Raw genomic sequence first — 12,934 nt, 5'->3', positions numbered from 1 at the left:
TCGCTGTCGCATATGCGACCCGCACGACAACCGGCGCTCAGGCTGCCCCTTGCGCCCGCTCGCTTCCCGCCGGCAGGCGCTCCAGCGAGGGCGCGAACTCGGTCAGCATGCGGCGACGGAAGATCTGCACCGCCTCGCGCTGCAGGTCGTCGGGGCGGAACAGCATGAAATAGCCGAAGCCGGAAGCGGCAGTGACGGAAAGTGGAGCGACAAGACGCCCTTCGGCGATGTCGCGCGCGGCAAGCCGGCGGTCGGCGACGACCAGCCCGCCTTCGCGGGCGGCGAAGTCCAGCGCCATGTATGCGGTGTCGAAGACGATGCCCTGAGGCAGGGTGGCGGCAACGCCGGCGGCGCGCAGCAGCTCCACCCAGGCGGTGTGGCGGCCGGCCTCGTTGCGGATGTGGATGACGGTCTCGCGGGCGAGCGCTGCGGCGATCCCCTCCTCCCGCACGCGCGGCGCCATGTCCGGCCGGCACAGGAGGGTCAGTTCCTCCATCCACAACAGGTCCATCACCTGGTCGGTGACACGCGGGCGGGAGAAGACGACGGCGGCGTCGTGCACCGTGCTGTCGAGGCTTTCGAGCACGTAGGGCGTGTCGATCTCTATGGCGACGCCGCCTTGCGCCCGGCAGGTCTCGATGATCGGCGCGGCCATGCGAATGGCGAAGGACGGCGGCAGGGCAAGGCGCAGCGTTCCGCCGCGGTCGATCTCGCAGATGGCGTTGAGCCCGGCCTGCAGCCGGTCGAGCGCCGGGGTCACGTTGCCGATGAGGTCCTGCCCGGCGGCGGTAAGAGCCAGCGAGGAGCCGCGCCGCTCGAACAGTTGGGCGCCGATCACCTCCTCCAGATTGAGGACATGGCGGCTGACGGCGCTCTGGGTGACACCGAGGCTCTCGGCCGCGCGGGTGAAGCTCATCTGCCGCGCGGCGGCCTCGAAGGCGCGCAGCGAGTTGAGCGGCAGACGGCGGCGGTCGATCGGGCTTGCGGTCATGCTCACGGGTTCCGGGCGGCGCGTATCCTCCCGCCGCTCGGTGAAGGCTACGACGGCAGCGTCCGGCTGCAAAGGGTTCATCGGCAGCCCTTTCCCTGTCTTCAACCGAAGCCGAGCGCGCGCTCGGCGAGCAGCAGCAGGTCCTCGTCGGTGACGAGGCGACGGCTGGCGTTGCGCATCGGGGCGTTTTCCGGCGCGGCCATGCGCGCGGCAAGGCGCTCCGGGCTCAGCCGGTTGATATCGGCTGCCAGCGACAGGCGGATGCCGAGACGGCGGACGAGACCGGAAAACGCCATCGGCAACTCGCCGTAATGGGCGCAGCCGAAGGCCCGGGCGACCTCCGTATAGGCCTCCTCCTCCCCTTCCATCGACCAGCCGAGCGAGGCGGCCATGCCGATGGCGACGGCGCGGCCGTGATGGATCGGCACGAGGCTTGCCAGCGCATGGGCGATGTTGTGGGCCATGCCGGTGCCGGCATTGTCGATGCCGATGCCGGCCCAGGTCGCGGCAAGCAGCATGGCGCCGCGCGCTTCCAGGTCGTTCGGCTCCGCGACGGCGCGGTCGATATGGGAGGTGGCGAGGCGGATCGCCTCGTGACAGATGCGAGAGTTCTCGGCAAAGGCGGCCCGGCCCGTCGCCGCTTCCATGGCATGGACGATGGCGTCGACGCCGCAGGCGGCCGTCAGCTGGGGCGGCAGGCCCGTGGTCAGCCGCGCGTCGAGCAGGGCGACATCGGGCTTCAGGGCCGGCGCCCAGTACCAGTACTTGGTGCCGCCTGCATCCGAAATGACGGAAACGGCGGTCGCCTCGGAGCCCGTGCCGGCGGTGGTCGGCACGCAGACCAGCGGCACGCGCGCCACGGGCAGCGCGGCGGCGGCAAGGCGGTAGTCCTCAAGGTCTCCGCGCGCGCCGATCATCGCGGCAACCAGCTTGCCGGCATCCAGCGCCGAGCCACCACCGAGACAGACGACGGCGCCGACGCCCTCCTGGCGGGCGATGCGCACCGCCTCGGCCACGGCCGGCTCCTTCGGATCGCTGATGATCGCATCATGGGTGACGACGCGGTGGCCGCCATCCTTGAGCACGCCGGCGATGCGCGGCGTCAGGCCGATGCCGGTCAGGCCGTTGTCGGCGACCAGCAGCACGCAGGCGCCGGCCCCGGCGAGCTCGGCGACGATGGCGCCGATCTCGCTGCTGCGCCCCGGGCCCGCAACGATGCGCGGGACCTGGTTGGTGGTGAAAGGCTGCATCTCCCCTCCCTGCAAAGGGTACGAAGCCGGCCGGGACGCTGCCCGCAGGGGCTGCGACGAAAGCCGGATGAAGGAGAAAATGCTAGAGCCGCACCGCCCTTGCACGGAAATGCAAAAAAACCATCGGCCAATGACATTATGTCGGGACGCGGGACGGCCCGCGGGCCTCGACACCACCTCCCCGACACGCCTAGAGTGGGGCTGCATGCAGTTCTTGCCCCTCGGTTGTCCGTCCGGATGCCGTGGAGGGCAACATGGGTTCGTGACGTGACTTGAGCGGCGACGCCGCGAACGGGGCTTTTTCGACGAGATGGACGACGCTCACTCCGACCAGCGGCAGGCCGGCGCGCTCGAACGGTTCTCCAAGCACCCGATCTGGGCTCCCATCGGCGCGCTGGGTACGGTCGCGGGCGTCGGCATTGCCATCTACACCTATGTCGCCACCCAGCAGCACCCCACTGCGCCTGCACCAATACAGGTGGCAACGCCGGCAGCAGCACCGCCGCCGCCGGAAACGAAGGCCGCACCGCTCGCGGCACCTCCGGCTGAGCAGCCGCCGAAGACGCCCGCTCCCGCGCCGGCACAGGTCGCACAGGCTGCCCCTCCTGCCACCGCCAAGATCACGCAGAGCCCGGCCGAGCCACCGCAGGCCGAAGCCGCAAAGGCCGAGCCCCGGCAGACAGAACCTCCGCCGGCCGCCAAACCGGAGCCGCTGCCGGAGCCAAGGACGGCCGTACAAGAGCCCGCCCATGACATGCCGCTGCGGCCGCTTGAAACGCCGGCCCCGAAGACTGACGAACAAAACGCCCCTCAGGACATCGAGATCGCCTCGCGCAGCGACCCCGCCGTTGCCGTACCGATGCACCGGACGCCGCAGCGCGAGACGCGCGCCGCCGCCCCGGCGACACCGCGCAGCATCAACGTGATGGCCTCGGAAACGTTCAGCCTGTGCGGCCATGGCGCGTTCCAGGCGAAGCCGAGCGCGCTCGGCATCCTGCTGGAAAACCAGGATCGCACCTTCCCCTTCAGGCGGCAGGGGACGCTGAGGCCATGGACCTATCGCGTGACCTCGGCCGCACCGGTGCAGGTGTTTCCCGGCTGCGTCGCCACCTTCAATTTGCAGACCTCGCACGGCGTGCAATACGTCGCGATCACCGAACAACCGAACCAGACGGGGCAACAGGGCAGATGAAAAAACTCCTGACACTCGCCATTCCGGCCTTGCTGGCCATGACGACGTCCGGATGGGCCTGCGACGAGTACAAGACGATGTCGCAGGACGAACTGAAGCAGTATCGCGACGTGCTGTCGGATGCGAATGCCGACCCGATCGACCGCTTCTTCGCCTATCAGGGACTGGCCTGCTCCGACCAGCCGGTTATGCGCGCCTACGCAACGCGCGCGGGACTGGCGAGCGCCCGCGACCCGATCCTGCGCCAGCAAATCGCCTTCGACGCGCTGATGGCGCTGCCGCGGATCGACTTGGAGCTAGCGCCGAACGGCGCCAACGAGCGGGTTCAGAGGTTCCTCAAGGAGAACGGCACGGTGTTCTCCTACGAGGTGCGCTACCGCAGCCGGCAACAGGGCTGTATCGAATTCTACAACAGAAACTCCTGCCAGGAAGGCAGGTCGCTGACGCTGAAGGGCGAGACGATGCTGTTCAATGTCGGCGATCTCGTCGGCACGCTGACCTTGACCGATGCGGGCGAGTATATCGGCGCGGTCCGATTCAAGGGCAATCCGATCCCGGCGCGCATCCGCGTCTACTGAGAACGCGCAGACCGCAAGAAAACGGGCCGGCGTGCGAAAGCGCGCCGGCCCGTTCGTTCATGTCGGATCCGGGGCAACGGACCTTACGCGAGACCGGCCTTGGTCAGCGGCAGGACCGCCGGCAGCTCGCCGGTGGCGGCAAGGATCGCGTTCGCCACAGCCGGACCGACCGGCGGGGTGCCCGGCTCGCCGGCGCCCGACGGGGCCTCGGCGGAGGCCAGAACCTCGACCTCGACCTTCGGCATCTCCTCGATGCGCAGCGGACGGTAGGTGTCGAAGTTCAGCTGATCCACATGACCGTCGGTCAGGGTGATCTCGCTGAACAGCACCGCCGCAAGGCCGTAGCCGATGCCGCCTTCCATCTGGGCCTTGACGTTGTCCGGGTTGACCGCGACGCCGCAGTCGACCGCGCACCACACGTTTTCGATCTTGAACGTCCCGTCCTCGCGACGGCTGACCTCCGCGACCTCGGCCACATAGGTGTTGAACGACTTGTGCACGGCAATGCCGCGGAACCGCTCGCCATTCTGCGATCCCGACCAGCCGGACATCTGCGCGACCTTGTCCAGCACACCGAGCTTGCGGGCATTGTCCTTGTCGCGCTCGGCAATGCCGGAAGGCTGCGACAGGTGCCGGCGGCGGAACTCCAGCGGATCGACGCCGGCAGCGCGTGCCGCCTTGTCCATCATCGCTTCCACCACGTAGCCCGTCTGGGTGTGGCCGACCGAGCGCCACCACAGCACCGGCACGCCGACCTTCGGCGAGTGCAGCTCGGCATGGAAGGCCGGGATCGCGTAGCTGGCATCCTTGACGCCCTCGACCGAGGTCTCGTCGATGCCGTCATGGACCATGAACTGCTCCATGAACGTGCCGGACATCAGCGACTGCTGGACGATGCGGTGATGCCAGCCGACGAGATTGCCGTCGGCATCGAGCCCCGCACGCACCTTGTGGACGCCCATCGGCCGGTAGTAGCCGGCGCGGGTGTCGTCCTCGCGGGTGTAGACCAGCTTGATCGGCTGCGACTTGCCCCAGATCTTGGCGATGCTCGCCGCCTCGACGATATGACGGGCATCGGGCGAGGTGCGCCGGCCGAACGAGCCGCCGCCGTAGAGCGTGTTGATCGTCACGTTCTGTACCGGGATGCCGAGCACCGTCGCCGCCGTCTGCTGGTCGACCGTCTGGAACTGCGAGGGATACCAGAGCGTTGCCCGGTCGCCCTCGACATGGATGGTAAGCACCATCGGCTCCATCATGCCATGGGCGAGATACGGGAACTCGAAGACCTGCTCGACCACCGTCGCAGCGCCCGCAATCGCAGCCTCCGCATCGCCGTCGTTGCGGAACACGGGCCCCGCCGTTTCGGCCAGTTCACGATACTCCGCGAACAGGGCATCGCTCGAACGGGTCTCGGCGCCAGCCTCGTCCCACTCGATCTCCAGCGCCTCGCGGCCCTTGATCGCCGGCCAGGTGGAAGTCGCGAGCACCGCGACGCCATGACCCGGCACCTCCATGACATCGACGACACCCTTTACCGCCTTGGCGGCATCGGCGTTGAAGGACTTCACCTTCCCCCCGAAAGCCAGCGGACGGGTGAGCACGGCGACCAGCATGTTCTCGCGCTGGACATCCATGCCGTAGGTGTTCGGCGCGCCGACCGTCTTGTTCGGCACGTCGAGCCGCGGGAAGGACTTGCCGATATAGACCCACTGGTCGGGCGACTTCAGCGTCACCTCGGCCGGAGCCTCCATCTTGGCCGCCGCCTCGGCGAATTCGCCGAACGAGCCGGACTTGCCCGAACTGTGCGACAGCGTGCCGCCGGAGATGGTGATCTCGCCGGCCGGAACGCCCCAGGCCTTTGCCGCCGCCGCAACCAGCATGGCGCGGGCCGTGGCGCCGGCCTTGCGGTACTGCTCGAACGAATTGGCAATGGCGGTGGAGCCGCCGGTGCCCTGCATGCCGAAGGCAAGGTTCTTGTAGCGCTCGACATCGGCGGGGGCGAACTCGGCCCGCATCTGCTCGGGGGCCGCGTCAAGTTCCTCGGCAACGAGCGTCGCAAGGCCGGTGGCGTTGCCCTGCCCCATGTCGAGATGCTTGTTCAGCACCGTGACGAGGCCGTCCGGCGAGATCCGGATGAAGGGCGTGAAGGCATCTTCCGCCGCGGCCCCTTCGGCCAGTGCCGCGCCGGGCAGTGCGAGCCGCGAGCCGACGACGAGACCGCCGGCGGCGACCGCCGACATCTTCAGGAAGTTGCGGCGGGTGGGACGCGCGGCGGCATCCTGCATTCGCTTCATGACATGAAACATGAGCTCAGCCCTCCATCGTCTCGGCAGCGCGATGGATCGCCGCGCGGATACGGGTGTAGGTGGCACAGCGACAGACATTGCCGCTCATCGCCATGTCGATGTCCTCGTCGGACGGCTTCGGCGTCTCGGCGAGAAGCGCGGTGGCGGCCAGGATCTGGCCGGACTGGCAGTAGCCGCATTGCGGCACTTCGAGTTCGCGCCAGGCGTCCTGGACGGCCTTGGCCGCCTTGCCGTCGACACCCTCGATGGTGACGATGGACATGCCTTCCGCATCGCTCGCCATGGTCTGGCAGGAGCGCACGGCCATGCCGTCGAGATGGACGGTACAAGCCCCGCAGGCGGCGATGCCGCAGCCGTATTTGGTGCCGGTCATGCCGAGCTCGTCACGCAGGACCCAGAGCAGCGGCGTGTCGGGATCGACATCGATCTCGCGATCCTGGCCATTGATGTTCAATCGGATCATCCGTCCCTCCTGATGAACGGGATTGGCTGGATCGCGCCAGTCCCCTCTTCCTGCCTTCTTCCGCCCGAAGAACGCAAAAAGCCGGCAGACGGGACTTGCGCGATTGCTACGCGACCTTAAGTGGGTCACGATCCATCTATCGTCCAATTGATTTTGGATATCCGGGAACATTGACGAGATGAATATATCCTCGGTCGACCTCAACCTGCTGGTGGCGTTCGACGCGCTCATGAGCGAGCGCAACGTGACGCGCGCGGCGCGGCGCATCGGGCTGTCGCAGCCGGCGATGTCGAACGCACTGTCGCGGCTGCGCGCTCTCCTCGACGACGAGCTGTTCGTGCGCTCGGGCCGGGGCATGGAGCCGACCGCGCGGGCACAGTCGCTGGCCATGCCGGTGTCGGAGGCGCTGCGGCGGATCGAGGAGGCCATCGCGCCGGCGCTCGATTTCGACCCGTGCAGCCTCGACCGAGCGGTGCGCATCGCGATGACCGACAATTCGATGGCCGTGCTGCTGGAAGCGCTGATCCTGCGGTTTCGCAACGCAGCGCCGAAGCTCGACCTGCACATCAAGAACTCCCGCGCCGCCGGCATGACGCCGATGCTGGACGACGGCGAGATCGACATGGCCATCGGCGTTGCCGGCGAGCTGGAGGCGCGCCACCGGGCGATGCCGCTCTATTCGGACCGGTTGGTGGGAATCGCCCGGCGCGGGCGGTTCGGCCCGCAGGGGCCTAGCCTTGAACAGTTCGTGGCGGCCGAGCACGTCCTCGTGACGCCGCGCAACGCCACCGGCGGCTCGCTGGACCGGGAACTTGCCAATCGCGGCCTGTCGCGCCGGGTGTTCCTGACGCTGCCGCAGTTCATCATGGCGCCCTATGCGGTCGCCAAGGCCGACCTGGTCTCCTGCCTGCCGGCGCGTATCGCGCTGGCCAAGGCGGAAATGCTGGATCTGGAAATCTTCGAACCGCCGGTGGCGCTGGACGACTTCACCGTGTCGCTGATCTGGCACGGGCGCGACGATGCCGAGCCGGCGCATCGCTGGCTGCGCGAGACGGTGGCCGATGTGGTGCGCGAGGTGACGGATCTCGGCGATGCCGGGCATTGGCCGGTCTGCCAGACGCTGGCCGGCATGTGCCGCCCCAATCCCGCTCCCGCCGGCGAGGTGGCCGCCGAGGCGGCGGCGCAGGAGCAGCCGGCCGAAGCAGAGCGCGTTCCCGCTTCCGCCTGAAGCCCTGCCGGTCAGGCGCCTCTGGCGTCGACCGGCCCGTCTTCGGTGAGTTCGATGCCGGTCAACCGTCGGTCGAGATGGCGCGCGCGCCAGGACAGCATCTTTTCCGCATAGTGCAGCCGCAGCGAGGCATAGGCCGGGTCGCCCGCGACATTGCGCGTCTCGTGCGGGTCGGCGGCAAGGTCGAAGAGCAGCGGCGGCAGGCCGGCGAAGTGGACGTATTTCACGTCCGCATCGCGGATCACGCTCATGGAGCAGGCATCGAGCGACAGGCCGAGCGCGGCCTGCGCCTCGCCGGTCGCGACCTCGCGGAAGTCGTATTCCCAGTGCGCAGCATCGCGCCATTCGGCCGGAACGCCCCCTTCCAGAAAGGCCGTCAGAGGCGCTCCGTCGAGCCATGACGGACAGGTCGCACCGATCGCTTCCAGCACTGTCGGCATGATGTCGACGGACTCGGTGAAGGCCTCGACCGTGCGGCCATGCCCCTCGCCCTTGCGCGGATCGCGGACGATCAGCGGGATGTGATAGGCCTGATCGTAGAAGCCAAGCTTGGAGAAGAGCTGGTGGTCTCCCATCATCTCGCCATGGTCGGCGGTGAGCACGACCAGGGTGTTGTCCCATTCCCCGCGCGCCTTGAGCTCGGCAACGATGCGGCCGATCTGCGCATCGACCTCAGAGACCATGCCCCAGTAGGTGGCGCGCATCTGCCGGCGCACGCTCTCGTCCCAGTCGCGCACCTTGCCCGTCGCGCCCCAGACGAAATGCGACTTGTCCTGCTGCTCGACCGCATAGCCGAGGAAGGGATGCAGGCGCGCCGCCGCCTCGGGCGTTGCCGCGCCGAGGAAGCCCGGCCCATCGGCCGGATCGTACATGGAGGCATAGGGCTCGGGCACGATGAAAGGCGGGTGCGGGCGGATGAAGCTGAGATGCGCGAACCAGGGACGGCCGCCGGCCTTGGCTCGGGCGGGCGGAGCGCTTTCCACCTCGCCGAGCCAGCGCAGGAACTCGTCGACCAAGAACGCCGTCTCGGTCTCCTCGGCCGAATAGCGGGCCGGACGGCCCGTCGGCGGATCGGCGGGGCCGTCGACCGGCAGCCACATGTCCTGCGGCGGATCGGGCAGCTCGTGCCCGCGCGATGCCAGCCAGGACAGCCAGGGGCCGTGATCCTCCGGCACGCGCACACGCACGCTCATGCCCGGCAGAATGCCCTCGTAGGTGCGCAGCCAGGGGTCGTCGCCCGTGACCGTGCGCGGGTCGACGGACTGGTCCGTATAGCCGAACAGCGTCGGGTCGTAGCCGGCCCGACGGGCGGCAAGCGCGATGGTGTCGTGCCGCGCATCGAGCGGCGTACCGTTGCGCACCACCCGGTTGGTCATCTGGTAGAGGCCGGTATAGAGGCAGGCACGTGCCGGCGCGCAGGGCGCGGCCTGGCAGTAATGGCGGGAGAAATACACCGCTTCCCGTGCCAGGGCGTCGATATTGGGCGTGCGCACGACCGGGTGGCCGGCGATGCCGAGACAGTCGCCGCGCCACTGGTCGGCGGTGATGAGAAGCACGTTGAGAGACATCGCCAGAACCCTGAGACCAAGTTTTCGGCTGGTTAGCAGCGGAGCATTGCAGCGCGGTGACGGAGGCTACAACCTAGAAAAATACTCTTGAATTTCCAATTTCTAACTTCGATACTTCTGCATGTTTTCAGGTGTTTTTTATTTCGGGGGTTATTATGAGCTTCAAGGACTCTGTTTCCGAATTGTCCGTTCGCTCTCAGTCTGCACGCAAGATGGCACAGACAGAAGAGGCCACAAAAAACGCTGTCGTAATGCCCTTCCTGCGCGCTTTGGGCTTCGATGTTTTCAACCCTTCCCAAGTGATTCCAGAATTCGTTTCGGATGTCGGGACAAAGAAGGGGGAGAAGGTCGATTATGCAGTCAGGATCGGCGACAGGATCGAATACCTGATCGAGGCCAAGTCGATCAGCACCAACCTCTCCGACGCGCAGTACAATCAGCTGTTTCGCTATTTCACAGTGACCGAGGCCCGGATCGCCATCCTGACCAACGGTATCCAGTTCTGGTTCTTCACCGACATCGAAGACAAGAACAAGATGGACACGACCCCCTTCTTCAAGTTCGACCTGGACGCCTACGACGAAAACGACCTGAAAGAGATCGAAAAATTCCATGTCGAGCGCTTCGACATCGAAAAGATCCGTTCTGCAGCGTCTTCGATGAAATACACCCGACTGGCGACCGCTTACATCAACAGCCAGTGGAACGCCCCCGACGACGAATTCGTCAAGTTCGTCGCCCGCAGCTTCTACGAAGGCAACATCACCAAGCAAGTTGTGGAAGGGCTGCGACCGATCATCAAACGCGCGTTCGACGACCTGTTCAGACAAAAGGCCCGGCAAAAATTCAACGCGGTCCTCGAAGGCAGTGAGCGAGATGCGGCACCGGAGGCAGAGGCCCTGGCCGAGGAAGAGACGAGCGATATCGTCACCACCCAGGAAGAACTCGATGCCTTTTACATGATACGGGCAATCTGTTCCGAGGTGACGCCGGCCTCGAACATCCACATGCGTGACCAGAAATCCTACTGCGGCATTCTTTTCGAGAACAACAATCGCAAACCTATCGTCCGTCTGCATTTCAACGGAAAGAAGTTCCATATCGGGGTCTTCGACGAAGCCAAGGCGGAAACGCGGATCCCGATCGAGTCTCTCGAGGAGATCTTTTCCCACAAGGACAAAATCCTCGAAACGGTCACCAGGTACCTTGCGACCGAGCCTGTCTGACAGGCAGGCGCAGACCGGCCGGAGCCGAGTTCCGCTGACGTGAACGCTGTGTCGCGCGATCCGCACCTAGCGCGAGATTTTGCAGCGGTTATCTCCATGTCTTCGCCTTGCCTTCCGAGCGGAATGGCGAGACCCTGACGGGCTGCCGCCGGAACCGGCGAAGCCCGATGTCCAGCCGCTTGTCCCTGCGCGGGCAAGTCCGCCAGAGGGAGACCTGCCGATGACCTGGATGCCCGACCTCGACCCCACGCCCGGCGATGCCGGCGCCTGCGACCTGATCGACACGGTGATCGTGCCGCGCGCCCGGGACCTCGGCGGCTTCGAGGTGCGCCGCGCCCTGCCCTCGCCGAAGCGGCAGATGGTCGGCCCCTTCATCTTCTTCGACCAGATGGGGCCGGCGGAGTTCCTGGAGACCGGCGGCATCGACGTGCGGCCACACCCGCATATCGGCCTTGCGACCGTCACCTACCTGTTCGAGGGCGAGATCCACCACCGCGACAGCCTCGGCTCGGATCTCGCGATCCGCCCGGGCGAGCTCAACTGGATGACCGCCGGCAGCGGCATCGTCCATTCCGAACGCGAGGACCCGCAGGTGAAGGGCAAGCCGCGCAAGCTCTTCGGCATCCAGAGCTGGGTGGCCCTGCCCAAGCATGCGGAAGAAACCGCACCGGCCTTCGAGCATGTCGGCCGCGACAACCTGCCGGTGCTGGAGGACAATGGTGTCAGCGTGCGGGTGATCGCAGGCGACCTGTTCGGCGCCCGCTCGCCGGTGAAGACCGCCTCGGAGACGATCTACGCGGACGTGACGCTGGAGCCGGGCCGCACCATGCCGGTCGACGCCACCCACGAGGAGCGGGCGATCTACACGGTCGGCGGCACCATCGAAATCGCCGGCGAGAGCTTCGAGGAAGGTCAGCTTCTGGTGTTCAAGCCGGGCGACAACATCACGGTGCGGGCGACCGGCCTGCTGCCGGCGCGCTTCCTGGTGCTGGGCGGCGAGCCGATGGACGGGCCGCGCTACATCTGGTGGAACTTCGTCTCCTCGTCGAAGGAGCGGATCGACCAGGCCAAGGAAGACTGGAAGCAGATGCGCTTCGACACCGTGCCGGGCGACGCGGAAGACTTCATCCCCCTTCCCGGCCGCTGAGCGGCGGGCGCTCGCCCTCCGTCTCCTCCTCCGGCGCACTGAAGATGATGTCCCCGGAGGGCGGCGTGCGCAGCGTCGCGCCGCCCACCGGGCGGTTGCGGCGGCGCCTGCCGGCCTCCTCCTCCCAGGCGAAGGGGGCGAACAGCTCGGCCGGGGCCACGAGGTCGACGACCGGAAAGTCGATAATGACGTTGAGCCGCACGACCGCCGCCGCGTCGCCGGTCAGCTGCGCGTCCTCGGGCAGCACGCGCAGGCGCATGCCGAACTGCTCCAGCTCGATCTCGCCGCCCTGCTCGATGGCCGCCCTGAACTCCGCCGGCCAGGGCCAGCCGTAGCGCTCGCCGACCGCGTCCAGCACGCGCAGCAGCGCGGCACGGGCAGCTGGCGCCGTCTGCGGGTTGTCGCCGTTCAGCTTGATCCGGACCGTGTTGAGCGCGCCTTGCGACTGGCCGCGCAAGTTGACGAAGAGCGAAGAACGGGCTCCTTCCGGTGTAGCACGCCCGATCACCGCGAGATCGCTGACGCAGTACCAGAAGCCGGCAACGAAGGGGTCGAGCCGCCACTCCGACATGGGCACGCCGAGAGCGGAGATCGCCTCGCACAGGTCGCGCGGATCGCCGCCGAACACCCGCTTGAAGGCGGCCGGCTGGTCGAGCGCAGCATCCGGCGCCTCGTCCAGGAGACGGGCCCGCACGCGCGGCGAAAGCCCGGCAAAGGGATCGGGCGGCCCGACCTCGGCAGGGGGCGGTGCCTCTTCCGGCGCTCGCAGGAACAGCAGCGCCCCGGCGGCGAGACCGCTGCCGATCGCCAGCAGAATCAGCATCCTGGCGAAAAGCCGGCGACGGTTCATTGCGGCAAGCGCGGACGCACCGGGCCCGGCCGCCCCGCGCACCAGCGGAGGCAGGATCGATTTTTCCGGCTGGGCCCCACTGCGTGACGCCGCGTCTTTCGCCATTGCCGCTCCTGCCCGGCGCTATGCCCGGAA

Annotated in this window: 11 protein-coding genes; 5 read left to right on the top strand and 6 right to left on the bottom strand. The window is 67.3% G+C overall.

Annotated elements, in window-relative coordinates; translation table 11 throughout:
- Nucleotides 1-37 precede the first annotated feature (37 nt).
- A complete protein-coding gene (locus BBX35_RS16130; RefSeq protein ID WP_171901473.1) occupies nucleotides 38-991 on the bottom strand; it encodes a LysR family transcriptional regulator in 954 nt (317 codons plus the stop codon).
- Nucleotides 992-1,092: 101 nt separating this feature from the next.
- Complete coding sequence (locus BBX35_RS16125) at nucleotides 1,093-2,241, bottom strand: iron-containing alcohol dehydrogenase (RefSeq protein WP_067222087.1); 1,149 nt, start codon at nucleotides 2,239-2,241, stop codon at nucleotides 1,093-1,095.
- 310 nt (nucleotides 2,242-2,551) lie between these two features.
- On the opposite strand from BBX35_RS16125, the gene BBX35_RS16120 reads away from it, so the two are divergent.
- Nucleotides 2,552-3,433, top strand: a complete 882-nt coding sequence (locus BBX35_RS16120; RefSeq protein WP_067222086.1) for a hypothetical protein — start codon at nucleotides 2,552-2,554, stop codon at nucleotides 3,431-3,433.
- Nucleotides 3,430-4,011, top strand: coding sequence for a hypothetical protein (locus BBX35_RS16115; protein WP_067222084.1), 582 nt, complete (start codon nucleotides 3,430-3,432; stop codon nucleotides 4,009-4,011). The genes BBX35_RS16120 and BBX35_RS16115 overlap by 4 nt, the downstream gene beginning before the upstream one ends.
- An 83-nt stretch (nucleotides 4,012-4,094) precedes the next feature.
- Here the strand turns inward: BBX35_RS16115 and BBX35_RS16110 are convergent, their stop codons facing one another.
- Together BBX35_RS16110 and BBX35_RS16105 are read right to left on the bottom strand one after the other, a co-directional pair.
- Nucleotides 4,095-6,317, bottom strand: coding sequence for a xanthine dehydrogenase family protein molybdopterin-binding subunit (locus BBX35_RS16110; protein ID WP_067222083.1), 2,223 nt, complete (start codon nucleotides 6,315-6,317; stop codon nucleotides 4,095-4,097).
- A gap of 4 nt (nucleotides 6,318-6,321) precedes the next feature.
- Nucleotides 6,322-6,780, bottom strand: coding sequence for a (2Fe-2S)-binding protein (locus BBX35_RS16105; protein ID WP_067222081.1), 459 nt, complete (start codon nucleotides 6,778-6,780; stop codon nucleotides 6,322-6,324).
- A gap of 178 nt (nucleotides 6,781-6,958) precedes the next feature.
- Between BBX35_RS16105 and BBX35_RS16100 the strand changes: the two genes are divergently transcribed.
- Nucleotides 6,959-8,008 (top strand): LysR family transcriptional regulator, encoded by a 1,050-nt coding sequence (locus tag BBX35_RS16100; RefSeq protein ID WP_067222080.1) that lies wholly within the window; start codon nucleotides 6,959-6,961, stop codon nucleotides 8,006-8,008.
- Nucleotides 8,009-8,019: 11 nt separating this feature from the next.
- On the opposite strand, the gene BBX35_RS16095 is transcribed toward BBX35_RS16100, so the two are convergent.
- Entirely contained in the window at nucleotides 8,020-9,576 is a 1,557-nt protein-coding gene (locus tag BBX35_RS16095) for an alkaline phosphatase family protein (RefSeq protein ID WP_067222078.1), read from the bottom strand.
- A 155-nt stretch (nucleotides 9,577-9,731) separates the two neighbouring features.
- Between BBX35_RS16095 and BBX35_RS16090 the strand changes: the two genes are divergently transcribed.
- Nucleotides 9,732-10,802 (top strand): type I restriction endonuclease, encoded by a 1,071-nt coding sequence (locus tag BBX35_RS16090; RefSeq protein WP_067222077.1) that lies wholly within the window; start codon nucleotides 9,732-9,734, stop codon nucleotides 10,800-10,802.
- Nucleotides 10,803-11,022: 220 nt separating this feature from the next.
- Nucleotides 11,023-11,949 (top strand): pirin family protein, encoded by a 927-nt coding sequence (locus BBX35_RS16085; protein WP_067222075.1) that lies wholly within the window; start codon nucleotides 11,023-11,025, stop codon nucleotides 11,947-11,949.
- Here BBX35_RS16085 and BBX35_RS16080 read toward each other — a convergent pair.
- Complete coding sequence (locus tag BBX35_RS16080) at nucleotides 11,927-12,904, bottom strand: DUF6030 family protein (RefSeq protein ID WP_067222074.1); 978 nt, start codon at nucleotides 12,902-12,904, stop codon at nucleotides 11,927-11,929. The genes BBX35_RS16085 and BBX35_RS16080 overlap by 23 nt on opposite strands.
- Nucleotides 12,905-12,934 lie beyond the last annotated feature (30 nt).

Source organism: Stappia indica, assembly GCF_001696535.1.
Lineage (GTDB): Bacteria > Pseudomonadota > Alphaproteobacteria > Rhizobiales > Stappiaceae > Stappia > Stappia indica.
Note: the sequence above shows the minus strand (reverse complement) of the source record. Positions and strands in the feature narration are given on the sequence as shown.

Coding starts and splice junctions, on each gene's coding strand:
- BBX35_RS16110 (WP_067222083.1), bottom strand. CDS start 6,317: ATGTTTCATGTCATGAAGCGAATGCAGGATGCCGCCGCGCGTCCCACC.
- BBX35_RS16105 (WP_067222081.1), bottom strand. CDS start 6,780: ATGATCCGATTGAACATCAATGGCCAGGATCGCGAGATCGATGTCGAT.
- BBX35_RS16115 (WP_067222084.1), top strand. CDS start 3,430: ATGAAAAAACTCCTGACACTCGCCATTCCGGCCTTGCTGGCCATGACG.
- BBX35_RS16090 (WP_067222077.1), top strand. CDS start 9,732: ATGAGCTTCAAGGACTCTGTTTCCGAATTGTCCGTTCGCTCTCAGTCT.
- BBX35_RS16100 (WP_067222080.1), top strand. CDS start 6,959: ATGAATATATCCTCGGTCGACCTCAACCTGCTGGTGGCGTTCGACGCG.
- BBX35_RS16085 (WP_067222075.1), top strand. CDS start 11,023: ATGACCTGGATGCCCGACCTCGACCCCACGCCCGGCGATGCCGGCGCC.
- BBX35_RS16080 (WP_067222074.1), bottom strand. CDS start 12,904: ATGGCGAAAGACGCGGCGTCACGCAGTGGGGCCCAGCCGGAAAAATCG.
- BBX35_RS16125 (WP_067222087.1), bottom strand. CDS start 2,241: ATGCAGCCTTTCACCACCAACCAGGTCCCGCGCATCGTTGCGGGCCCG.
- BBX35_RS16130 (WP_171901473.1), bottom strand. CDS start 991: ATGACCGCAAGCCCGATCGACCGCCGCCGTCTGCCGCTCAACTCGCTG.
- BBX35_RS16120 (WP_067222086.1), top strand. CDS start 2,552: ATGGACGACGCTCACTCCGACCAGCGGCAGGCCGGCGCGCTCGAACGG.
- BBX35_RS16095 (WP_067222078.1), bottom strand. CDS start 9,576: ATGTCTCTCAACGTGCTTCTCATCACCGCCGACCAGTGGCGCGGCGAC.